Source organism: Tannerella forsythia, assembly GCF_003860135.1.
GTDB lineage: Bacteria > Bacteroidota > Bacteroidia > Bacteroidales > Tannerellaceae > Tannerella > Tannerella forsythia_A.
The window spans coordinates 1-23,219 of sequence record NZ_RQYN01000016.1 but is presented as its reverse complement, the minus strand read 5'-3'; the positions used below and the strand labels follow the sequence as shown (position 1 = coordinate 23,219).

Genomic DNA, 23,219 nt, shown 5'->3' with positions numbered 1-23,219 from the left:
ACACGAGATAATACATCTGAAAGAACAAAACAACTTTACTATTCTATTATATGTATCCCGTTTCATTATCCTTCTTATCTTACTGGAAAAAACTTAATGAAAGGCAATCAAACCTTTCTCCATCGCGTATTTGATCATTTCGTATTGATTGTTGATCCCCATTTTCGAAAAGATATGCTGCTTATGATTACTGATGGTGCGCGCACTCACAAATAGCTGCTCGGCAATTTCTTTCGTCGAGAATCCTTTGCCGCACAAGTCGATGATTTCGAGCTCCCGTTGGGTAAAGATACCGTCCGACAGTTTTTTTTTCGACACACGTATCGCGTAAATGATTTTCGCGATGTCGCGTCCGAAATATTCGAATCCTTCTTTTACATTATCAATTGCCTGAAAGAGTTCGTAATTCGTGTAGTTTTTACTGATATATCCGTCGATACCGATTTCCATCAATTCGAGTATCGTTTTCTGACTTGATTCGGACGAAAGCATCAGAATCGCAATTTCGGGATATTCGCGACGTAGAATTTTAACGACTTCGATGCCCGACATCTCCGGCATGATGACATCCAGCAGTACAATATCAGGTTTAATTCCTCCTCGGAGCAGCGAAAGCAGTTCTTTTCCCGAACTTGCTTCACCTACGAGTTCATACGCCTCTTTACGCGAAAGAAGCGTGAGCCGGATGCCCGACCGGATGAGCGGATGATCATCCACAGTAATGATTTTGACTTGCATGCCTTTCTATTTAGACGACAAATATACACGTTTTTTTACATACTTCCAAGGTCTCGTTTTAGGAAAAAGACTGTTCTTCCCTCGAAAAAAATGAGTAATTTACTCATGCGAAATTGAGTAATTTACTCATTGACTTCCGAAATTTACTTTCGTACCTTTGTGTCCGATTTAGTTGAAAGAAAATAGATGGCTTTAAAAGAAGTAGACAGGAAGAGACTCGCAATGCGGGCTAAACGTTTGCAGCGATATAACGAAATGTTGCTGGAACTGTGTGAAAACTGGAAAGACTTTCCTGACTATCGCGCACGGAAAGAAAAGAAGGGCGGTTGCTGGCGAAGCATCAGAAACAAATGCTTGAAAAACTTTTTTAAGATATGATGATAAATACTTAAATAATAAAGATTATGGCTTATACAAAAACAACAACAACGAGCTACGGGCAGCGTCTGTCCGGCTCATTAAAGGGAATTGTGGGCGGTTTGGTAATGTTTATTGCCGGCACATGCCTGCTTTGGTGGAATGAAGGTCGCGCGGTCAAAACGGCCAAAGCGATCAACGAGGCGCAATCCGTGGCGGTACACGTCGACGATGTCTCGTCGGTCGATCCTTCGATCAACGGTAAACTTATTCACGCCTCGGCCTTTGCCGATACGAAAGACATCCTAACGGATGATATCTTCGGCGTTCGTGAATTGGCCATCAAATTGAGTCGTACGGTAGAATACTATCAATGGGTAGAGAAAACGAAGACTGAAAAGCGGGACAAAATAGGTGGTGGGGAGGAAACGGTTACCACTTATACGTACGAGGCTAAATGGGTCGGTTCTCCCGTTAATTCGTCCGATTTTGAAGATTCGGAGTACCGGGGAGAAAACTTTGTGCTGACCAATGTGAAAGACGAAAAACAGCTGGCTCCTACCGTGACCTTCGGCGGGTATATGCTGCCCGACTTTCTCAAGGTAGGAATAAGCGGTATGAAACCGGTTCAAGTGAACATGACGGAAGCGCAGATCGCGGAATGGAACAAAGAAATACGCAAGTCGCTCGGGATTGACAGCAATGACTCGTCCAACAGTACAACGGTAGAAAAACTGGCGCGCGAATGGAATCGCAAACGGAATTGGTTGCAGGATGTCGGAGACAGTACGCAACTGGTGCACGTCAAGGATAATGTTGTCTATTTCGGCCAATCGCCGAACAGTCCTCAGGTGGGCGATGTGCGTGTAACGATCGATAAAGTGGAACCTGCCGATGTGTCGGTAATCGCCAAAGTAAACGGATCGACCTTCGAAGACTACCTCGCGAAGAACGGCGAATCGTTCTCACGCATCGAGATGGGAACGATCAGTGCCGAAAACATGTTTCAGCATGCACACGACGAAAACAATATGTTGACCTGGATTTTGCGCCTCATCGGGGTGTTGCTCGTGGTGGGCGGTCTCAAGGCGATGTTCAGTGTCGTGACAACCTTGTTGAAGGTATTGCCGTTTTTGGCGAATATTGCCGATGCGGGAATCGGGATCGTATCCGGAGTATTAGGTATCGTATGGTCGTTGCTTGTGGTAGGGATTGCGTGGCTTGTTTTCCGTCCGCTTATCGGTATCGCGTTGCTTGTCGTGGCTGTCGGTGGAATCGTTTTCCTGAAAAGCCGCGCGAAAAAGAAAACGCAGGATGATGTATTCAATGCTACTCCTCCGCCACCGCCTACCGCAGCGAGATAGAATATATAATAATGTAAGAAAAAGAGCATTTTTTAGTATGGGAAAGAGATGAAAGTTTTTGTAAACGACGTTGAAATTGAAATCTTTTGTGGTGCACGTGCCCGCGATGCCGTTCTGAGTTATCTCGGCGGCATCGGCAGGTGTGCCCGAAAGGAAAAGATTGTCATAAGAGACCGATGGCAGAACGTTATTTCGGACGACAGTCCGATGTCGGAGAACAGACGGATCTATATCGAGTAAGTCATCGGTGGGCGGCAATCAGCAGCCGGAAAGAGAAGAATGAAAAATTGAATGATATAAATAACAAGAAAGATGGAACTAATCGTAATAGGAGGAATGATAGGTGTTGTCACGTTATGGGTCGTTGCGGTGCAGCGTGGGTTGGTACACCGGGAAGAGCTATGTACGAATTCGCTGAGTCAAATCGGCGTGCAGTTATCGAGCCGCTGGGATTTGGTTACCGCTATGGCGCGCATGGTCAAGCAGTATGCCGAGCATGAATACCAAACCTTAACGGGTGTGATCGGGATGCGCAAGGATTTGGATGCCGGGGCTTCGGTGCGCGACATCGAAGAACAGGAGAGCCTGCTTGGGCGTCTGGTCGGAAATATTAAGGTGGTGAGTGAACGGTATCCTACGCTCAAGGCCGATCATGTGTATATCGAAACGATGGACACGATGCGTGAGTTTGAAGAAAACGTACGACTCAGCCGCATGGTGTATAATGATTCGGTGACACGATTCAACCGTTTTGTACGCCAGATACCCAATAATTTCGTGGCGGGAATGTTCGGATTTCAGGTTCACGAATATCTGAAAGACGACATGAAGAAACAGGATTTTCCGCAGGTATGATGAAACGACTCTGGGGCCTATCGGTTCTTTTGTGGCTTATTGTCGCGTCGGGAGCGCGGGCGACCGTTGTACACAGCGTAGACATCGCCGTGGCGCTCGACACCGCCGGGACGGCACGCGTCACCGAAGTATGGAACATCGACGTATCGACCGGTACGGAGTGGTATCTCGTGGCAGGGAATCTCGGTACGATCGAGGTACTCGACCTGACTGTCAGTGACGAAACGGGGCAGACTTATGTGAACGAAGGTGACTGGAATACGGAGCGTACGATGCTCGAAAAAGCCGGACGCTGCGGCATCGTACGTAAAGGAGCAGGAGACTATGAGCTGTGCTGGGGCATCGGTTCGTATGGCAGTCATACGTTCACCGTGTCGTACACGATGACGAACTTTGTCAAAGGATTTTCAGACTTCGACGGGTTCAATCATCAATTCGTTTCGCGCGGATTGAGCCACGCGCCCCGGCAGGTGCGCGTCGTGATCCGCAAGGTTTTGACGGCCGATTCCGTCGTGCCTTTCGTCAAGGAAGAAACCGGCGTATGGGCGTTCGGGTTCAAGGGCGAGATACACGTTATCGGCGGAGAGATTGTGGCAAAAACGAGCAACCCTTTGGGAAAGGAGGATGCCGTGATCGTGATGGCGCGTTTCGAGAAGCATGTTTTCACTCCCTCCGACGTGCGCGACGAGTCGTTTGATACCATCAAAGAACGTGCTTTTAAAGGAAGCGATTATGCGAAGCAAAGCGCGACCGACCGGCTGATGGATTTCGCCACCTACGTCTTCGTTGTGATAGGGCTTCTTGCCGTTTTGCAGATCTTCCTGCCTCGCGGTTGGAAACGAATACTGTATACGGTTCTGCTCGCGCCCGTATGCTTCTTGATCGTCTATTTCGCGATCGAAAAGTTCGAATACGTACTTCTGGGAGGCCTTCTACTCCTCCTTCTCGGTTTCATTGTCTATGCGATTTTGGATGGCGTGGGGATTACCTCACGAAAGCCGGTGTATGGGGTCAGACAAGTCACTGACTGGGGACGCGACATCCCCTTCGACGGCGATTTGCTGGCTGCCAATTATATCATCTGCAAGGCTTACCCTTTTTGGAAGACATGGAACCCGAACATCATCAGCGCGATGTTGTTACGTATGATACAAAATGGGACGATTCGTATGCGTTATCTACCCGGCGAAAAACAGCCGAAACTTTCGTTTGCGACCGAGATGCCCTCCGAATCGGAATTTACGGACGGCATTGAATATCGGCTTTATAAAATTGTACGTGCCGCTGCCGGAAAAGACCTGACGCTGCAACCCGACGAGTTTTCGAAGTGGGCGAAAAGCAGTCACAGCAACGGCGAACGAATGAGTAAATGGATGGATTCGACGAAAAGGTACGGCGAAAAGTATTTCGACCGTAACGGCGCCGTGTTGAAACAGAAATTTACCCGCCGCGGACAGCAGATGGCGCGAACGGTGCCCCAATTCAAAAACTACCTGTCCGATTTCAGTCTCATCAACGAACGTCAAGCCAAAGAGGTGGCCTTGTGGAACGCTTATCTGACATTTGCTTCCCTCTACGGCATTGCCGATCGGGTGCTGAAAGAGTTCAAATCGCTCTATCCCGAATACTTCAGTCAGCATTCTTTTATCGCCGATATGATTACGGCCGATGCCATGACGCGTAAGGTCGGGAAAGATTTTCGTCGCAGTATGGTAAGTTATAAGAACAAGGAGCGTGCCGGTTCTTTTGCAGGCGGAGGAGGTTCATCGTCGTGGGGCGGTGGCGGAGGCTCTACCGGTGGAGGTTATGGCGGAGGATCGAGATAAAAGAAATCTTTTCTTCGTAACGAAAAAAGTACCCCTTGACTGATAGTCGAAGCAATGAAAACGAAAAAAAAGTGCCCATTGACTATTAGTCAAAGTGTCGAAAACGAAAAAAAGCGCCCCTTGACTATTAGTCAAAGTGTCGAAAACGAAAAAAAAAGTACCTTTGACTATTAGTCAAAGCACCGAAAACGAAAAAAAGTGCCCATTGACTATTAGTCAAAGCATCGAAAACGAAAAAAAGCGCCCCTTGACTATTAGTCAAAGCGCCGAAAACGAAAAAAAAGTACCTTTGACTATTAGTCAAAGCATCGAAAACGAAAAAAAAGTACCTTTGACTATTAGTCAAAGCATCGAAAACGAAAAAAAGCGCCCTTTGACTATTAGTCAAAGCATCGAAAACGAAAAAAAACATCCTTTGACTGATAGTCGAAGCAATGAAAAAAAACGAATAGAAATGAAACGAATGATTTTAACGGTCGCACTGTCGACATGGACTGCCCTCGCGTTGTGGGCACAAGATACCGCCGAGAAGGCTTTTACTCAACTCACATGGATCGATGCCTCGCCCGAAGGCGAATATTCGCAGGCACGTTTCGGGTACGACAAGAGTACGTTTACCGTGGTCCGCAAACGCTGTGAGGCATTGCCCGCCGATCACCCGTGTTACGATGCGGAAAATACGATGGAGTATGTGCTGGTGGGAACGTATCGAAACACTTCGATGACGTCGGCCGTCTATATCCTCTACACCCCCGGCATGAGTGCCGACCCGGAGTTTCGCATCGTAGAGGAGAGCGGACGGACACTCTTGGAGGAGCAGGCCGACGAACTGTGCATTCATGCTTCGGGCGTCATCTACACGGCCGGACATACGAACAAAATGATCAACGAACGACGCAAGTACACGTACGCCGCGGGCCGTATCACGGAAACGCCCCAGCCCTATCTCTATGCCGGCATCAAAGGTAAGCTCCTCAAACCGGTGAAGCTGTACAGCGAACGTACCGGCGGCACGGTCGTGGCGAGTCTGCCCGTCGGCTACGAGGTAGAAGTGCTGCTGTCCGAAAACATGGATCCGCTCGCGGAGGAACTGCCGAAGCATTACCTCGTGCGCACGGCCTTCGGACTCGTCGGATGGCTGCGTCTGACGGACGATGATACGTATCACCTCAATCCCGTCGTACGCGGACTGGGCTTTCTGGGAGATTGAAACCGCTTCCGGCCGGAATCACGAAACGAACTCTAACAGCCGGGGCAGGCAGGAGAGGGGAGAGGCTCTTTCTCACCGATCTGCGGCCGTCCGGCCATCATCCATAAACAATTAAAGAAAGAAACGAAAATGAGAACATTACTTTTACTGATGTTTGCCGCCGGCATGTTGGCAGGATGCAAACAAACCCGGGCAGGCGGTATCGCCGCGCCCGAAACGAACGGAAGCGCGGAAACGACACAAACCGCTTCGATCACCGACACGGAGCAGGCCGCCTTGCAGTGGCTGACCCGGCTCTTTACGTGCCGCGACGGAGGCGGATACTGTTTCCCCGACTTCGATACCGAATTTACGACCCAACGTCTGAACGAGTTCTGGGGCGAAGCGCTCGAACTGTACAGCGGATTCTTCGAAGGAAGCGACGAGGAACTTCAGGCGGCCATCGAACGTTACCGGCAGAAATGGAACGCGATCTATCCGATCAAAGAAGAAGATTATAACTATTTCGGCGTTGGAAACGGCGATACGGAGAAGCTCAACGACGTGCGCATTACACCGCAGGGCGATCTGAAATTTCACGTCTTCATCGACTTCGGTTACGCGTCGAGCCATACCGACGTGACGCTCGTAAAACACGCCGACGGCTTCCTGATCGACTACATGAAAGTAAACGATGTGACAATTAACGAAGATGAACAGATCAACTAATCGATCAATGTTTAAACGGAAAAAGATGAAAACGGTTTTTTATTTCTTCGCCATGCTGTTCCTGACCGCGATGGCATGTGCCCATTCGCACGATAATCCCCGCCGGTCTGTTGCCGATTCAGATCGGCTAACTATTGTGGACAACCTCGATGACGAGCATGATGACAACGAGGCGGCCGAGACGTTTATCCCTTCCGACTATCTCTTCTCCATCGCTGTGGGCTGTGACGATGGCAGGCAAATGCTTATCGTCAGTGAAACGGACGAAGACGATGTTTTCGCAGGCATTCGCCCCGATAGCATCACAACCTGCTTTCACAACGGCCGGCTTTATCCGGTTCGCTACGTCCGAAAACAGAAACGAAGCGACGAAAGTACCGGGCGTGAAACGACGCAAAACTTCCGGAACCTCGGAGGGTACGTCTATGAACTGATCTCGGACAGGCTGCCCCTGACGGAGGACGAGGAATATATGTATTATGTATCGCTTTCCGACCGGAAGTTCGCCGGCGATTTTTCGGCCGTAGAGATGCAACATTATACCGCCCGGGATGATGAAGGAAATATCATTTATGACGACTATGCCCTACGACGCATGGAGCAGACCCGCGGCGATTTGGCCAAGCGATACGGCCGGAAGATCAAGACCGTCGAAGTCGTCGCCGCGACATCCGACGGCGAATATTTCGTCTATTCCGTGCAGTTCGAAAATAAAGGTACGCAAGCGCTCGGTCTGGTGGCGATCGAAACCCCCGAGGGATATTCGATCCTCGAAGAACCGGCCGAATACAATGAGATTTCGACTTGGCGCGCCGACGACGAGGGTTCTTATTACGCACCTTATGTGGCCGGACTCTTTCGGAAATACGACGGTTCGCTGCTGATCTTACTTGAACGCTTCGGTGAAGAAGGCGCCAACTTCGAGTTCTATGTAGCGCACGAAGACGGGAAGCTGAAACGATATGACAGGGCATGGTATTTCTATGCCGCCCCCATCTGACGAGATGGTTTTTCGTTGATGGAATGTTGCCTTAAAACACGGTTTGGGTATAAAAGGAGTGGGCAATTCGCCGGTCACAAACGACTTTGGCGGATTGCCCATCTCAAAACAAAAACGACAATTTATGAAAAAGTTATAGGCTGATTTTCACGCCGGCAAAGAAACTGCGCGGCATTCCGGGCCCGTAGATGTAGGCCGAGTCACGCGCCGGTCCTTTGTCAAAATCGTCTTGGAATGCGTTAAACATATTTTGAACGCCTGCGTAAATCTGCATCGTATAGATATTGTAAATCGGGAAGTTGTAGGACAAGCGACAACCCATCTCGAAGAACGCGGGTGTTTGGAACGTGCGCGGACCATAAGTGGTTGATGTTTGTCCTGTACCGTGTTGCATACGATCGGGGTGGATGGTTGCTGACGGTTTGCCGTTGAACATGGTTAAACTGCCATCATCTTCGGTCGGGATTTCATGGCCTGTCAGCATATTTCCCGTGTAGTTTCCGGAAATCGACAAGGTGAAATCACGTGTAAAGTTAACCGTGCTTACGAAGTAGGCATACAAATTCGGTGTGCGATACATGCGGCGCGTTTTGTACGTATCGTCTTCGTGCCACTGTTGTTCCTTATTCCAGAGACTCTTCTGCGCCGTAAGCCCGGCTTGTAATTGCCATGTATTCAGATAGGCGATCTTGCCTTCGAAATTCAGTCCGTACACCTTGGCCCCGTCCGAATTTTCACGTATTTTGAGGATCTGTCCCACACCTTTCACAACGGTATCTTTTTGGTTGAAACTGAAAGCATCGACAAGACTCGTATAAAATCCTTCGGCCAGAAGGTTCAACTGCCAGGCACCCATGCGGTGATACCAGTCGATCGAACCGCTGAAACTGTGCGAGGTCTCTTCTTTCAGATTGGGTGCATTCTGCGATATGATCAGGTCGCCGCCGGCATTGTCGACGTGGAGGTCTTCATCGAAAATCTGAGGAGCCCGGAATCCTTTGCTGTAACTTAAGCGGAAGCTGAAGGCCTGAGACGGATTGTAACGCAAGTTGATACGAGGACTGAAAATCATGTCCTTCACGAGCGAATGCTTGTCTAAACGTGCGCCGACGAGGATGCTCCAATAGTTGTTTTTCCATTCGTTTTGCAGGAAAGCGCTCCGGGTATTTACTTTTTGCATGAGTGGAGCTTCCCGATAACCACTCACGTCGTCAAGCTTATCGTGTGTATATTCCAATCCGGCTGTAAGAGTAGCCGGCAGGAACAGCAGTTTGGACATCTCATAAGCATACTGCGCACCGAACATGTGCGTCAGGCCGCCGGTTCGCCCGTACGAAGCCATACGTTTGTTTAATTCGAGCATATCTTCGTTGCTCAATCCGTTATTTGTTTTCGGGAAGAAGTTGGCATTCAATTCTTCTTCAATTTTTTCATCGGATATCCCGGGGTTGCTTTTCTTCAGATCTTCAATAAACTTGTCCCGTGCGTTTTCGATATTCTTTTTACCCTCGGCTATGATTTCGTTAGCTGTTTTGTCTCCTCCTCCGTAATAGCTTTTACGGTCCACTTTCATAAACGAAGCGTATGCGTTGAAACGATGTTTTCCGTTCGGACTGAACAGGCTGTAATTCAAACTTCCGATATTGTTTGTGTGCTCCAGCTGTTCGGCTACGTGAGCGTTATGCGGCTGCTCTTTGAGCAGGTCGCCGCCACGACGAAACTCATGGGTGTTGTGATATTCGGCCGTCAGTTTCGAGTAGTTGCTCGGCTTGATGAAGGCCCGGAAGCCCAACGTGCGGCCGTCGAGTACCGGTGTTTCGGTATATCCGTCGCCATCGTGGTCATAGCCCGAACGATGACGAGTCTGTCCGAACATCGTAGCCCCCATTTTGTGGTTGTCCGAAACGATCGATCCGTTAAAGTTCGTGGTGTTCTCGAATGTGTTCAGACCGCCTAACGCACGCGTTTGGTGTGAGATACTGGCTGAATTATTCAGCGGTTCGCGAGTGATGATGTTGATCGTTCCGGCGATGGCTGATGAGCCGAACAGCGCGGAACCTCCGCCGCGTACCACTTCGACGCGTTCGATCATGTTGGCCGGAATTTGTTCCAGACCGTATACACCGGCAAGCGCACTGAATACCGGGCGCGAATCGATCAAAATCTGTGAATAAGGACCGTCCATCCCGTTGATTCGTACTTGACTGAATCCGCAGTTTTGACAATTGTTTTCTACGCGCACGCCCGGCTGAAACTTCAACCCTTGCGAAATATCGGTCGACTGGGTACGCTCAAATAATTTCATGTCAAGTACATTCACCAATGTGGGAGCTTCGCGGCGCATCGTCTCGCTCCGGGTAGCGGAAACGACTACTTCGTCGATGGCCAATGCTTCCTCTTCGAGTAAAAAGTTCATTTCAAGCAACGTGTTTGCTTTTGTGGTTACCTTCTTCGTGACTTTCTTGTATCCGATAAAAGAAACTTCGAGCGTAAGGTCTCCTACAGGCAGATCTTTCAGCATGTAGTGTCCCGTTGCGTCGGTCGTTACACCGATGGTCGTTCCTTTAACGATGATGTTGATGAAGGGTAGGTGCTCTTTCGTTTTAGCATCCTGTACATGACCGGTAATGTTGGCATCTGTCCCTCGCTTAATAAGTTCCGGTCTGTCATTTGTTCCGTCGGCCATGATTAACGACGGGAATAAAAGTAAACTTAAAAATAAACAATAGATTGATTTCATAGAATTTGTTTTTAAAATATTAAATGATGATGAAACATCATGTTCTGCAGTCTCTTCAGCATACGTAAATAGATACGAATGGCTGCAAAGATTGGTACATGCCTTGTTTCATCTGTTGATGAATTTTCTTATATAAGTTCTGATAAACTGTATTTCAGTGTATACAGCACATAGCCATGCCGGATGACATGAAAATTCTGTTCAAAAATATGCAAAAGAGCAATGAACAGAAAAAGAGAATGATTTTTAGCAGTAGGGAGGCCCGCGGAGGGATAAAGTGGTTCCTCCGGGTGTTATGTGTTGACTCGTTGTCCGGTCGACGATGGTAGCTGAAAGCAACGTAAAAGGCTGCGAGAAAATACTCGGCAGGAAAGCAAGCATTAACCATGCGGTCAGGGAAGCAATGGTGGCAAATCCTGCCGATGTATGTGTATGGTTTCCGGTGTCGGGAGCATCGGAATAGGGATGCGAATGGGTAACCCACTGCCCGTTGATACGATGCGTATGATAAAAAAGAGTCGTGCAGCCCGCATATCCTATAAATAGGATAAGCAGCCACCCGGCTATTATCTTTTTCATTCTCCGTGTCAAACTCATCGTTTTGTTCTTTCGGACGAGATGGATTTTTTTCCGAACCATACGGAAAACTCCTATTCTAATCCGGCCACAAAGTAAAAACATTCTTTCGGATTACACAATCCCTACTTTTGGGTATATCTTACTGTTTTTGTGTAAATATTTGAATGTTATGTAATTGTTTTGGTTGCTTTGTGGAGGATAGGGAAAAAAAGCCGTATGGCTGTTTGTTAAAAAGGATTTCCCGTCCAGTAAAAGCTTGGAGCCAATGGTGTTTTTACTATCTTTGTCATGGGATTGCTCGGAAAATAGTGGCTCCGAAGACAATTCACATAAAAACATGATATATAAATATGAGGGTATGAGGAGTATTAGAGTACTATTTTTATTTTCCGTGTTATCGTTATCGTATGGTAACGCACAAGATACGGAGTTTTGGTTTGCCGCACCTACGCCGATGCAGGGAGGACAATATAATCAAAATGCAGGTTTTATATTTTCGAATGGTACTCATAGTACGGCGAATGTGAAAATTCATTTTTTCAAGACCGGACGTGATACGAGTTTTACCATTCCGCCACAGGGGGGACGACATATTAAGCTGACCAAGAACGAAATCGAAAAACATCTAACACAGCCTCGCAATACAGAAGGAAAGCTGGGGCTGAAAGCGGGCGTACATATTACTTCGGATCAGAAGATTATTGCTTATTACTTCTTTGATGTCTTTGCCAACAAGGATATGTTTACGCTCAAAGGCCGGCAAGCACTCGGTACCGAGTTTTATGTGCCACAGAGCAGTGATGGATTCTTTCTGAATGGATATTCGCGCCGTACGCCGACAACGATCGGTTATCCGAATTCGCGCGACATGATCGATGTGATTGCCACGGAAAATGATACGAAACTAACCTTTACCGTGCCGCGCAAATGCTATAAGATGGGCGCCTATGTGCCGGCTCAGTTTTATGCAGCCAATACGCCGCATATCGTAACACTTCAGAAAGGCGAAATATTTCGTTTGGCAGAGGTAGAGAAATTAGATCCTCCCGCGACGCTTCCTCCGCCGTCTGGTGTTCTCAGTACATTGGGAGGTACGCACCTACAATCCGACAAACCGATTGCCGTTACTTCGGGCGAAGACTTGTCGAATTATGATATGATGGGTGATCAGGTTGTACCGGCCGATAATTTGAGCACTTTATACGTGGTTGTTAAAGGATACTCAAACGGACAGGTTACCGAATCGACAGACCGTGTCTATCTTACGGCCATGTATCCGAATACCGATGTGACGGTGAATACCGGAAGCGGATGGATTTCGCTGGGTACGGGATTGAATCCGGGCGATATGGTAGCATACGACATGGGAAATCTCTCATCGGGCGCTCCGTTTGTGGCGACTTTCAAATCGACGGAACCGGTAGCCTGCCTGCACTCTACAGCCGAAGATATCCATCCTGCCGCGGGCATCGTGCCGAGTTTGTATAGTCTCGGGCAAAGCGATTTCTCCTATTATCAGATTGGAGATAAAGATAAAGTGCATAATGCCATGATGCTGGTGTACAGAGCAACATGCGATACGAACTTTTACATCAAGTATACTGATCAGGTGACGAATCAGGTTGTTGATGTACGACTCATCGACCGGGCTACCGGTATGCTTCATCCCGCACTCGTGGGGGCTCGTATCGATAGTAAGGGAACAGTGCCGGGCGTCGACGGATGGGAATACATGCGATTGACGCTCTCGAATCGTGCCGACGAATCATTGGTACGGATATCGAACGCTGCTTCTCCTTTTTCGTTCGGGTATTATTCGGGCTGCGTCAATAACGTGCCCAATCCCAATTATCATCAATACAACTCTTACGGGTATATTTCGGCGTTTGGACGGTGGAAGTTTGAAACGGATACGATCTGGAGATGTGCTGACGATCCGAAGCCTCAAACATTACTTGGCGGATATGCGGAGCACTATAAGTGGATTTTTCCTGACAGTTCCATTCACGAAGGATCGAATATGTCTTCTGTCAAAGCGACCCAATCCGGACAATACGTCCTATTGATGAATCAGGGGCAAGGTACGGATGAAACACGTTGGACAACCGATACTTGTTGGATACAAGATTTGACGTTCAATGCAAGTATCAAGCGCTTTCCTCCCGAACCTAAGCCGGCCAAAATAGGCATACCTCAGGTGTTTAAAGCGATCACGAAGGGAATGGATGTGAGTCAGGCCATTTGCCGCTGGACGTTTGAAGGGGGGAAGCCGGAGACAGCGATCGATGCCTCACCTCGAGTGGTTTGGAATAGTACAGGGAAGAAAAAAGTTACCCTGAATATATTGGTCGACAAAGGTGTGGGCGCAGATCGTGTGCTTTGCGACACGACTTTAGAGATGACCGTTGATGTACGTCCGGCAGTAAACGGTTACTTTGTCAACGGTGCTTCGACAGGCGGCCGTCGTGACGGATCGGATTGGGAGAATGCTTTTCCAACGCTTGAGGAAGCGCTTTCGCTCGCTTCTCAAGGCGACTACGTTTGGGTGGCACAGGGTGAATATACTCCGCCAAAGGGAGGCTCGTTCCTGATCGATTACGACAGCGTACACGTGTACGGAGGCTTCAAGGGGACGGAAACGAACTTGAACGAACGCAAGCCTTCCGAGTATCGTACGGTGTTGAGGGGCAACGGCAATTCGGTCGTGATCTTCGACGGGTCGACGACGTATACGAACGGGTTCTGCGGTACAAGCCGCGATACCCGACTCGACGGTTTTACGGTGCTCGGCGGAACGGCTCTTGACGGCGCGGGGATTCTGTTCCGTGCCGGCGCTTCGGGAACGGTGGCCAACAGCGTCGTGAAAGAGAACACAGCCCGTGGGCATGGTGGCGGTATCTATATCGACGGAGCATACGCGGGTTGTACTTCATCGGACGATGTGCTGATTTATAACACGGAGGTGAGCCATAACCGGGCATCGACCGGAGGAGGACTGTACAATAACGGTAGCAGTTTCCTTTCGCTCAATAATACGTTGAGCGGTAACATGGCTTTGTCGGGATCAGGTTTCTATAACAGCGAAGGCCGTCCGACGCTTCGTAATACGATCGTGTGGGGTAACCTCACGGACGGTTCGTTAGGTGGTGATGTACTAAATGGAGGCGGTAGCCCGTACTGGAGGCATTGCAACGTGTCGGGCTGGGGCGGGACGTTGGGACGCGACGGAGGCAACAATATGGATCGTGATCCGCTGTTTCTGCGGAAAGGATATGATTCGGATCTGACACCTCGCAAGGACGGGGATTATCGGCTGAATAACTCCAGCCCGTCCGTAAACTTCGGTTACAACCCGTTCGTTTTGTCGGGCTTCAGAACGATCGTCGGTTTAACGCTCTCTCAGCCAACGGATGGCCAGTATGTTTCATCGTTGCGGAACGATCTGGGGGGCCGTGCGAGAATCTATGACGATGTGGTCGATCAGGGCGCTTATGAATATCACCCGAATCAAGGAACGATCCATCTGGTCCACAGTGTAGAGATCGGTCGTTATCCTCATGTGACGACTTCTCCGGGACAGGGTCTTCACTATGTGAGAAGTCAAAGTACGTTTACGCTTCTGCTGACTCCGGAATCGGGCTATACGTTCGAAGGCTTGAAGGTTACGACGGGAGCTAAATCTCAGGACGAATTGGGCTTTATGACATTGACGCATCATGCGGACGGTACGGTGACGGTACATTTCCGTCATGTGATTGATCCGTTGAAAGTGAAGCTCTCGGGAGTAAGTCCTGTGTCGAACGTTTCGGTAGAGCAAGCCGATGAGGTATGGTCTTCGAATGGTTTGTTGTATGTTCGTACGAGCGCTCCGAAGGATGTTCGCGTTTACTCGCTCACGGGTCAGTTGCTTCATCGTTTGGAAGGTTTTTCGGGCGAACGTTCCCTTCGTCTTTCCCGGGGGGTGTACATCGTGAAGTTGGGCACGGATACGGTGCGGAAAGTGGTCGTGAGATAAGCAACGAAGTATATGCCTTAGCAAGGCGCATATCATTTTTGGTTTTAAAGGTTTATACTTAGAAGACGGTCGTCGGGATGACGACCGTCTTTGTTTGGGAGAGGGGAGAACCGAAAGCCCGAAACCTCTAAAGTCGTTTGCGCGCTATGAAACACCGTCTTTGTGCAAAATTTCTTTTCTTCTTGTGAAAAAAAACAGAGACAACACGTTGTCTATACCGAATATGTTATTACCTTTGCACCCTGATTTACATATAGAAAAGAACAACTGAAAAAAGATGGAAAATGTCAGCTATGCTTTAGGGTTAAGCATTGGTAATAACTTTCGTGCTTCGGGTATCAAGGAATTGAATATGGACGACTTTCTCAAGGGATTGAATGACGTTTTCTCCGAAGCGAAGCCGGCTATCAGTTACGACGAGGCCAAACAAATTCTGAATGATTTTTTTATGAAGTTACAGGCTGAGAAACTTGAAATGAACAAGCAGGCCGGCGCTGAGTTCTTACGTATCAACAAAGAGAAAGCGGGTGTGGTAACGCTGCCCAGCGGTTTGCAGTATGAGGTATTGAAAAAAGGCGACGGAGCCAAACCGAAAGCTTCCGACAAGGTGAAATGCCATTATCATGGGACGCTTATTAACGGCACCGTGTTCGACAGTTCCGTACAGCGCGGCGAACCGGCGACGTTCGGTGTTTCACAGGTGATTCCCGGATGGGTCGAGGCCCTGCAATTGATGAATGTCGGCTCCAAATGGCGTCTGTTCATCCCTTCCGAACTGGCTTACGGTGAGCGCGGAGCCGGCGAAACGATCGAGCCTAACAGTACGCTCGTGTTCGAAGTAGAGCTGCTCGATATTGTATAAGATTGCAATTGATAAATAGAATAAAAATTGAAGAAAATGAAGAAAGTAAGTGTAGTAATGATGGCGGCTGCAGTAGCCGCAGGAATGGCAGTGACCTCGTGTAATCAGCAGGGTGGAGCAGCGAATGTAGCGCTCAGCGCTCCGATCGACAGTGCAAGTTACGCATTGGGTATTAACATCGGAAGTAACCTGAAAGAAAATCTGAAAACGTTCCCCGGCGAAAAACCCGTTAATCACGAAGCTTTTATGAGCGGATTGATGGCCGCAATGAAAGATTCGGCAGCCATGAAGATGACCCCTGAAGTGGCCCAGACGTATATAAACGACTATGTCATGAAGATTCAGCAGACCGAGGCTGAGGCCGAATTGAAAGCCGGTCAGGATTTCCTCGCGGCCAATAAAACGAAAGAAGGCGTTATCACGACCGAGAGCGGACTGCAATATAAAGTGATCACCGAAGGCACGGGTGCAAAACCGACGGCTGAAGATCAGGTAAAATGCCACTATACGGGTAAGCTCCTTAACGGAACCGTATTCGATAGTTCGGTACAGCGTGGCGAACCGACAGTATTCGGGGTAGGTCAGGTGATCCGCGGATGGCAGGAAGTACTGCAATTGATGCCCGTTGGATCGAAATATCAGGTATGGATTCCGTCTGAATTGGCTTATGGTCCTAACGGTGCCGGTCAGATGATCAAACCGAACGCAACCCTCGAATTTGAAGTAGAGTTGCTCGAAATCGTCAAGAAATAATGAAAGTACGAATTCTAATCGCAAGTGTTGCAGCTGTCGGAATGATCGCTGCAACGTCTTGTAATACGACGAAGACAGCTGTGGCTCCTCCCGTTCCTCAAGAACCGGCGATGGTTTCGGAGCTCGACACGGTGAGCTATGCGTTGGGAGTGAACATCGGCACCAGTTTGAAGGAGAATTTAAAAACATTCCCCGACGGACCGGTTAATATGGAGGTCTTCACGCATATTTTGGTGAAAGCCTTGAAAGGGGATACTACCCTGATGATGAGCTCGGAGAATGCACAGAATCGTATTCAGCAATATGTCATGGCTGTGCAGCAGCGTGAAACCGAAGCGTTAAAAGCCGAAGGGGAGAAATTCCTCGCCGAGAATAAAACGAAAGAAGGCGTTGTGACGACCGAAAGCGGCCTGCAATATAAGGTACTTACCGAAGGTACGGGTGCGAAGCCGACCGAAGCCGATCGGGTGAAAGTACATTATACCGGTAAATTGCTTGACGGGACCGTGTTCGACAGTTCCGTACAGCGTGGTGAACCGGCCACCTTCGGGGTTACGCAGGTGATCCGCGGATGGCAGGAAGTGTTGCAGCTCATGCCTGTGGGAGCTAAATATCAGGTATGGATTCCGTCCGAACTGGCCTACGGAGCCAGCGGAGCGGGTCAGATGATTAAACCTCACGCGACGCTTGAATTCGAAGTAGAGCTGTTGGAAATCATCCAGCCCGAGCGCACAGAAAGCACTGAAAAGTAAACGCTCGTACAGAGAAAACGATCGGGAGGGTGTGGTCAAAACGCAATGTTTGGGCACACCCTCTTTCGGTGTGTAAGAAAGGGTGAACCGCTTTTTTTTGTGGTTTCCCCTGCATGGGCATATTCTAAGAAAGAGAGTCCCTGAACCTCCTTCATAGGGGGAAGGTTGCTGCCGAAGACAAGGGGGTTCCGTTCCGAATCGGAATCTGAAGGAAGTCTAAGGCAAATAGTTGACCTGACGTACAGAAGATTGATATACCGAACATTTGGTTCATTATTTGAGAAAGCGGAGAGAAGAGTTTCATAGGCTCCTTGAACCCGGATTACGCGATAGGAGCTTTATTTTAACCCGGATTCCGCAATAGAAAGTATAAGAATCATGTACCCGGTAAATAACGCCGAATCATGTACCCGGTATGACAATTAACCATTGACAATTAACAATTAAATAATGGTAAACGCCGAACAGTGTATCGCGTAATTTGGGTTAAATTCAGGAGGGAGAGGTGAAATGGTGAAAGCCTCACAACTCGGCCAACCCTTCTTTTATGGCAAATTTCACCAGGTCGGTTATGCGCGAGAAGCCCAGTTTGAGAAGAATTTTACTTTTGTGTGTTTCCACCGTGCGCGGGCTTATGTTTAGTTTTTCAGCCACCTCTTTTATTTGCAGTCCGTTGCACAGCAAACGGATAATTTCTTTTTCGCGATCGGTTAAAAAAGTAGCCTCTTCTTTCGACAAACTATCTTTTTCTTTTGCGGCACTTTTTCTTATCGGGGCTTTTTTGCCCTGTTGCTGTGCCAGATAAATATCGTACATCATTTTCGCCACGCTGCGTCCGAAATATTGACATCCCCCGATGACGGTACGAAGAGCGGTTTGAATGTCTTCTTTGCGCGCCATTTTACTCAGGTATCCTTCCACGCCGACATCGAGCAGTTCGGTGATTAATTCTTCGGACACCTCTGCCGAGAGCATGATTATTTTTACGTCGGGGTATTCTTTTTTCAGCCGCCGCGCGATTTCTACCCCCGACATGTCGGGCAAGACAATATCCAGCAACACCAAATCGGGCAGCCGATCAGGGGACAGCAACATGAAAAACTCTGCTCCCGATCCCGCTTCACCGATAATATCGACCGGAAGGTTCTCCATCTTCTGTAACGAGGAGTTCAGTCCGTCGCGAAACAAAGCGTGGTCGTCCACCAAAATAATTTTTACCATAACCTTTTAATCGTTTAATTATTTGACATCTAAACACCCAAACCGAATCCGATCTCCGTCCCCACGCCTTCCGTGCTCCGTATTTCCAGCCGGCTGTTGTTTCGTTCCAGCATTTCGCGGCAGATGGTCAGCCCCAGACCGCTCCCTTTTTCACCCGCGGTGCCGACGAGAATTTTTTCCTCTCCGGCCGCCGGCATTCCCACGCCGCTGTCTTTTACCATGACCCGCGCCAGTTCTCCGTCGCACGTTACCGATACCGCCACTTGGCTCTCGCGGTGCGAAAATTTCACCGCGTTGTTGATCAAGTTGCGCAGGACGGTGTGGATCATGGAGCGGTCGGCCAGCGTCACACAATCGGCCGCGGCCTCCAGACGAATGCTTATACCCTTATTCTGTGCCGGAAGCCGATAAATGTCGGCCACTTCTTTCGCCAGCTCCGTCAGACTGAATCGCGTGGGGCGATACTTTATCTGTCCGGTTTGCATACGCGCCCAGTCGAGCAGGTTTCGGAGCAGTTCATGCTGTGTTTCGGTAGCCTGATGAAAACTCCGAATATGTTCCAGCAACTGCGGTTTGTCCATTTCCTCGAAATTCTCCAGCATCATCTCCGTCGCCATTTTCTGCGCCGCCACGGGCGATTTCAGGTCGTGCGAAACGATCGAGAACAGTTTGTCCTTGCTCGCGTTAATCCGGTACAGCTCCTTGTTGCGCTTGCGGCGCAGGCGAGACACATAATAAAACATTCCCGAGAGCAGCAACGCGAATAAGGTCGAGAGGACAAGCAGCCACTGGTAAAACCGGGTTTGTTTGATTTCTACCTGTTGGCGCGCGATCTCCAGTTCTTTCTCCTGCACGTCGTGTTTGACCCGCATCTCCTGAAGCGACTGATGGAGCTTGTAATCGGATTGTTGCCGCATGAGTTGATGAAATTTCTGATGACTGTTGATCGTCATATTCTCATTGCCCAGATGCGCGTAGATTCCCACCAGATAGTCATACATCTGTATCAGCATGGCATAATTCGTCGGTTCGCACATCCCGATGACGCGATTGACGTATTGCAATGCTTCCCGGTAGTTTTTCTCCACGCGATAATAGCGGACGAAGTTGGCGTAAATACTCAAGATCAGCAGCGGAGTGTGCTGATCGGACGCTATCTGTTCGGCTTCATCCAAATACTGTTTCGCTTTAAACTGGTATTCCGGAATAATGGGGTTTGTCCAGCGGTTCAGGTTGATATAGTAAGCCGCAAAAAGAGTCAGGTTCTGCACGATATAAAAGGTATCTTCCAGCTGTTTGGCCAATTCAAGCGAGTGTTTTGCCAGGGCAAGGCATTCCTCGTTTCGTTCGAGTACGGAATAGAGCTGCGCCAGCGCGTTGTCGATGATCATCAACTCCTGCCGGAACCGTTTTTTCTCCGCCAGCTCCTTGGCGCGGAGCATATAGCCTTCCGCGATCGAGTCGTTATACATCAGGTAATGGACTTTTCCCACGCTCAGGAGCGACAACGAGATGAACTTTTCGTTCTTGTTTCTCTTGCTGATATCATACGCTTGTAAGGCGTCCTCCATGGCCGGTTCGAAAAAGGTCAGGGTACTCAGCACGCGGCTTCTGAACAGCAAAATTTCGGTTTTGCGTTCATATTGGATGCTGTCGGTTTGTTTCAGCGCCGCGCTCAAACACACTAGCGCCGAGTCGTTTTTAGCATCTAAGTAATACCGGTTTGCCTGGGCATAGTGGTCTGCAAGCTGCGCTGCCGCCCGTGGTGCGAACAACAATAAAAGTACGGTCAAGAAGCAGGAAAAAGTACGCATGTTTTTTTATTTGTTCATCATTGAATACGCCACAAATATACAAACGTTTTTTAACAATAAAGGGATAATACGTAGAAATTTCGTATTTCCCCTACGTGTTTTTATGTGGTTTTTACGGATTGACATGCACCCAACATTCCCTTAATTTTGCACAGTGAGAAAGAAGGTATGACGATGACGAGGCAATCGATTGAACGGTTACGAGGAAACCGGCTAAGCGATAACGTCCTTATCTCTTTAACGGACACGAGGCGGTCGCGTCATCGCACAGCATGTCATCGCGACAGAGGTCACGATAACAATTAAACAATTAAACAATTAAACAATTAAACAATTAAACAATTAAACAATTAAACAATTAAACATTATGATTGAATTTGAAGTAAAAGAACGCATCATGTCCATTGGCGAAAAAAAAGGACAAACCGTGTATTACGCTGCTCCCAAAACCGTGCAGCGTATAACCGCGCGACAACTCGAAGACGAAATCGTGCGCGCTACATCCCTTGCGCGGGGCGATGTGCGCAATGCTCTCACCACCTTAGCCGAATTTGTGAGCAGCGGCCTGCAGCAAGGCGCGTCTGTCGACTTGGGCGATTTGGGAGCCATCAAAGTGGTTATCGGTGCGCAACTGATGGATACACCGCAGGAAGTGACCGCCGCCACCCTCAAAACGCCCGCCGTGCGCTTCTTCCCCAAACAGGAAATGCTCAACGCCGCCAAAAGCGTGAAAGTGAAAGTGGTGAACCAATACACCGGAAACGAATCGGAAACACCGTAGTTAAACATTTAAACCATCGTCTGACGTCGGTTGGCAGAAGACAGGAATCATAAATCAGAAATAAAACTGAAGAAAATGAAAAAGTTAATTGCAATCTTAATTCTTGCCCTGTCGGTGCAAGGCGCTGCACAGGCACAGTTGGGGGGCCTGCTTAACAAAGCAAAAACCAAAACCAAAGAAGTCGCTACGAAAGAAGCGAAAAAATCGGTTGAAAAGAAAGCCGAACAAACTCTCGACACAGAGCAAACAAAAGTTTCGGAGGCATTATCCCAAAACGTTCCTTCTGGAGGTGCAAATGCACAAGACATTGATTCGTTTTTAGGCGTATCGATGAGTGCATTGAACGCATCGTACGATAAATTGGATCCGGACATTTATTTTACGCTTCGCAAAGACATGCCGGGCATGTTCTACACCCAAAGCGGCCTTGAAACAGACAAAGCGCAATCCCCGCTGCGTCAGGTTATTTTATACATGATGGCTTCGGGTAAAGAGTGCCCTTGCATCGTCTATCAGCCGGAAAGCGGTATGTATGCACTTCCGGCCGATCTTATAATCAATGCTAATTTTGCCGTATTCAAGGCTTTCCCCAAAGAAACGTATCCCCTTTTTGTCGAAGCGCGCATGATGTTGCGGGCTATGGAGGAGGGGAAAATAAGTCTGGATTACGAAGATCCGAATACGATCCTGTCATTAGCAGATGGCGATAAAATCAAGTTTAATCTATCGGAATACAGAAAATACGGTTACGGCTATAAGGATGTCTTAATCATGTATCCTTCGGGTACACAGAAAAAATCGAACGTTCGTTGGAAAGAGGAAGAGGAGCGGCTCATGGAACTTTATCGCAAGTATGTTCCTTTCGAAAATGTAAAAAACACGTTTTTCAATACGATGATAGGCACCGTGAAGGCCGGCGAAGAGAAGAATTGGGCGCGGGGCGTATATCAGAGTTACAAATTGGCCATAGCAGCCGAAGATATGCAGTCGCATCCGAAAAAAGTCGAGGATCAAGACTATACGGACGCTCTGGCTGCTTATGAAAAGATGAAAGTCAATAATTTTCCCAAGTGGGAAGCGGTCGTCAAAAAAGACTGGATGGAGTTGTATGCCCGAATTAAGAAAAACTCAGGCGGTAAAGCCGAAATTCCTAAAGCAGCCACCAGCAATCCTAAACTTGAAGCGGAGATGATAGCCATAGCCAAAGGAATATACGACGATGGTCGCGTTCCGGTGAAAGCCATTATTCAAGGTGCCGATTGGAGTTACACCCGCAATGCGCTGGGCGGCATCATCGATCGCTACCACACCGCTTTCATCATTTTCAAAATGGAGGACGGTACATACCGGATGGTGGACATAGGCTTCAAGCAGCTCTACAACGGCGGCTCATACGGCAAAACCCAGCTCCGCGGCATAGGGCTGGTGAACGAAGAGGTGGACTATAAATAAATGTGCCCGTGTAAACCGTTATGGGCTATGTGGCAATTCAAGGTGATGGTGAAGTGAAAAGTGAAGCCCTTCGGGCGTTGAGTTGTTGAGATGTTGAAATGTTGAGTTGTTTGCCGTGTAGGGGCGAACCTGTGTGTTCGCCCTTACACGACCGACCGCCTGAAACAGCCCTGAAAGGGCGAGATAATTCAG

The 23,219-nt window shown here is 48.6% G+C and carries 19 protein-coding genes; 14 read left to right on the top strand and 5 right to left on the bottom strand.

The window, feature by feature from the left end:
• Positions 1-93: 93 nt before the first annotated feature.
• Positions 94-738, bottom strand: a complete 645-nt coding sequence (locus EII41_RS05840; RefSeq protein WP_124789811.1) for a response regulator transcription factor — start codon at positions 736-738, stop codon at positions 94-96.
• A 186-nt stretch (positions 739-924) separates the two neighbouring features.
• Between EII41_RS05840 and EII41_RS14295 the strand changes: the two genes are divergently transcribed.
• The 8 genes from EII41_RS14295 to EII41_RS05805 all read left to right on the top strand — a co-directional run bounded on the left by EII41_RS14295 (position 925) and on the right by EII41_RS05805 (position 8,058).
• On the top strand, positions 925-1,116 hold the full coding sequence (locus EII41_RS14295; RefSeq protein WP_124752060.1) for a hypothetical protein: 192 nt from the start codon (positions 925-927) through the stop codon (positions 1,114-1,116).
• A gap of 26 nt (positions 1,117-1,142) precedes the next feature.
• Positions 1,143-2,459, top strand: coding sequence for a TMEM43 family protein (locus EII41_RS05835; protein WP_124789810.1), 1,317 nt, complete (start codon positions 1,143-1,145; stop codon positions 2,457-2,459).
• Between the two features lie 48 nt (positions 2,460-2,507).
• Positions 2,508-2,699, top strand: a complete 192-nt coding sequence (locus EII41_RS05830) for a hypothetical protein (protein WP_124752058.1) — start codon at positions 2,508-2,510, stop codon at positions 2,697-2,699.
• Between the two features lie 72 nt (positions 2,700-2,771).
• The gene (locus tag EII41_RS05825; protein WP_124752057.1) at positions 2,772-3,314 is read left to right on the top strand and encodes a LemA family protein; all 543 of its coding nucleotides are present in this window, start codon (positions 2,772-2,774) and stop codon (positions 3,312-3,314) included.
• A complete protein-coding gene (locus tag EII41_RS05820; protein ID WP_124789809.1) occupies positions 3,311-5,140 on the top strand; it encodes a DUF2207 family protein in 1,830 nt (609 codons plus the stop codon). The genes EII41_RS05825 and EII41_RS05820 overlap by 4 nt, the downstream gene beginning before the upstream one ends.
• Positions 5,141-5,594: 454 nt before the next feature.
• Entirely contained in the window at positions 5,595-6,350 is a 756-nt protein-coding gene (locus tag EII41_RS05815; RefSeq protein ID WP_124789808.1) for a hypothetical protein, read from the top strand.
• Between the two features lie 129 nt (positions 6,351-6,479).
• Positions 6,480-7,058 (top strand): hypothetical protein, encoded by a 579-nt coding sequence (locus EII41_RS05810; RefSeq protein WP_124789807.1) that lies wholly within the window; start codon positions 6,480-6,482, stop codon positions 7,056-7,058.
• Positions 7,059-7,083: 25 nt separating this feature from the next.
• On the top strand, positions 7,084-8,058 hold the full coding sequence (locus EII41_RS05805) for a hypothetical protein (protein ID WP_124789806.1): 975 nt from the start codon (positions 7,084-7,086) through the stop codon (positions 8,056-8,058).
• A 133-nt stretch (positions 8,059-8,191) separates the two neighbouring features.
• Here EII41_RS05805 and EII41_RS05800 read toward each other — a convergent pair whose 3' ends face one another.
• Both EII41_RS05800 and EII41_RS05795 read right to left on the bottom strand, forming a co-directional pair.
• Positions 8,192-10,744 (bottom strand): TonB-dependent receptor, encoded by a 2,553-nt coding sequence (locus EII41_RS05800; protein WP_260425499.1) that lies wholly within the window; start codon positions 10,742-10,744, stop codon positions 8,192-8,194.
• Between the two features lie 300 nt (positions 10,745-11,044).
• Entirely contained in the window at positions 11,045-11,377 is a 333-nt protein-coding gene (locus EII41_RS05795; protein ID WP_124789804.1) for a hypothetical protein, read from the bottom strand.
• 358 nt (positions 11,378-11,735) lie between these two features.
• On the opposite strand from EII41_RS05795, the gene EII41_RS05790 reads away from it, so the two are divergent.
• The 4 genes from EII41_RS05790 (at position 11,736) to EII41_RS05775 (ending at position 17,759) form a co-directional block, all read left to right on the top strand.
• Complete coding sequence (locus tag EII41_RS05790; protein ID WP_260425498.1) at positions 11,736-15,392, top strand: DUF1565 domain-containing protein; 3,657 nt, start codon at positions 11,736-11,738, stop codon at positions 15,390-15,392.
• A 277-nt stretch (positions 15,393-15,669) separates the two neighbouring features.
• Complete coding sequence (locus EII41_RS05785) at positions 15,670-16,254, top strand: FKBP-type peptidyl-prolyl cis-trans isomerase (RefSeq protein WP_124752050.1); 585 nt, start codon at positions 15,670-15,672, stop codon at positions 16,252-16,254.
• A gap of 36 nt (positions 16,255-16,290) precedes the next feature.
• Positions 16,291-17,007 carry an FKBP-type peptidyl-prolyl cis-trans isomerase gene (locus EII41_RS05780; protein WP_124789803.1) on the top strand — a complete coding sequence of 239 codons (717 nt, stop codon included), beginning with the start codon at positions 16,291-16,293 and terminating at the stop codon, positions 17,005-17,007.
• Complete coding sequence (locus EII41_RS05775) at positions 17,004-17,759, top strand: FKBP-type peptidyl-prolyl cis-trans isomerase (protein WP_411292582.1); 756 nt, start codon at positions 17,004-17,006, stop codon at positions 17,757-17,759. Before EII41_RS05780 ends, EII41_RS05775 begins: the two co-directional genes overlap by 4 nt.
• 522 nt (positions 17,760-18,281) lie before the next feature.
• Here the strand turns inward: EII41_RS05775 and EII41_RS05770 are convergent.
• Positions 18,282-18,980, bottom strand: coding sequence for a response regulator transcription factor (locus EII41_RS05770; protein WP_124789801.1), 699 nt, complete (start codon positions 18,978-18,980; stop codon positions 18,282-18,284).
• A 29-nt stretch (positions 18,981-19,009) separates the two neighbouring features.
• Positions 19,010-20,794, bottom strand: a complete 1,785-nt coding sequence (locus EII41_RS05765) for a sensor histidine kinase (RefSeq protein WP_124789800.1) — start codon at positions 20,792-20,794, stop codon at positions 19,010-19,012.
• A 367-nt stretch (positions 20,795-21,161) separates the two neighbouring features.
• Between EII41_RS05765 and EII41_RS05760 the strand changes: the two genes are divergently transcribed.
• On the top strand, positions 21,162-21,575 hold the full coding sequence (locus EII41_RS05760; protein ID WP_124752045.1) for an HU family DNA-binding protein: 414 nt from the start codon (positions 21,162-21,164) through the stop codon (positions 21,573-21,575).
• Positions 21,576-21,650: 75 nt separating this feature from the next.
• The gene (locus tag EII41_RS05755; RefSeq protein WP_124789799.1) at positions 21,651-23,027 is read left to right on the top strand and encodes a hypothetical protein; all 1,377 of its coding nucleotides are present in this window, start codon (positions 21,651-21,653) and stop codon (positions 23,025-23,027) included.
• Positions 23,028-23,219: the final 192 nt, after the last annotated feature.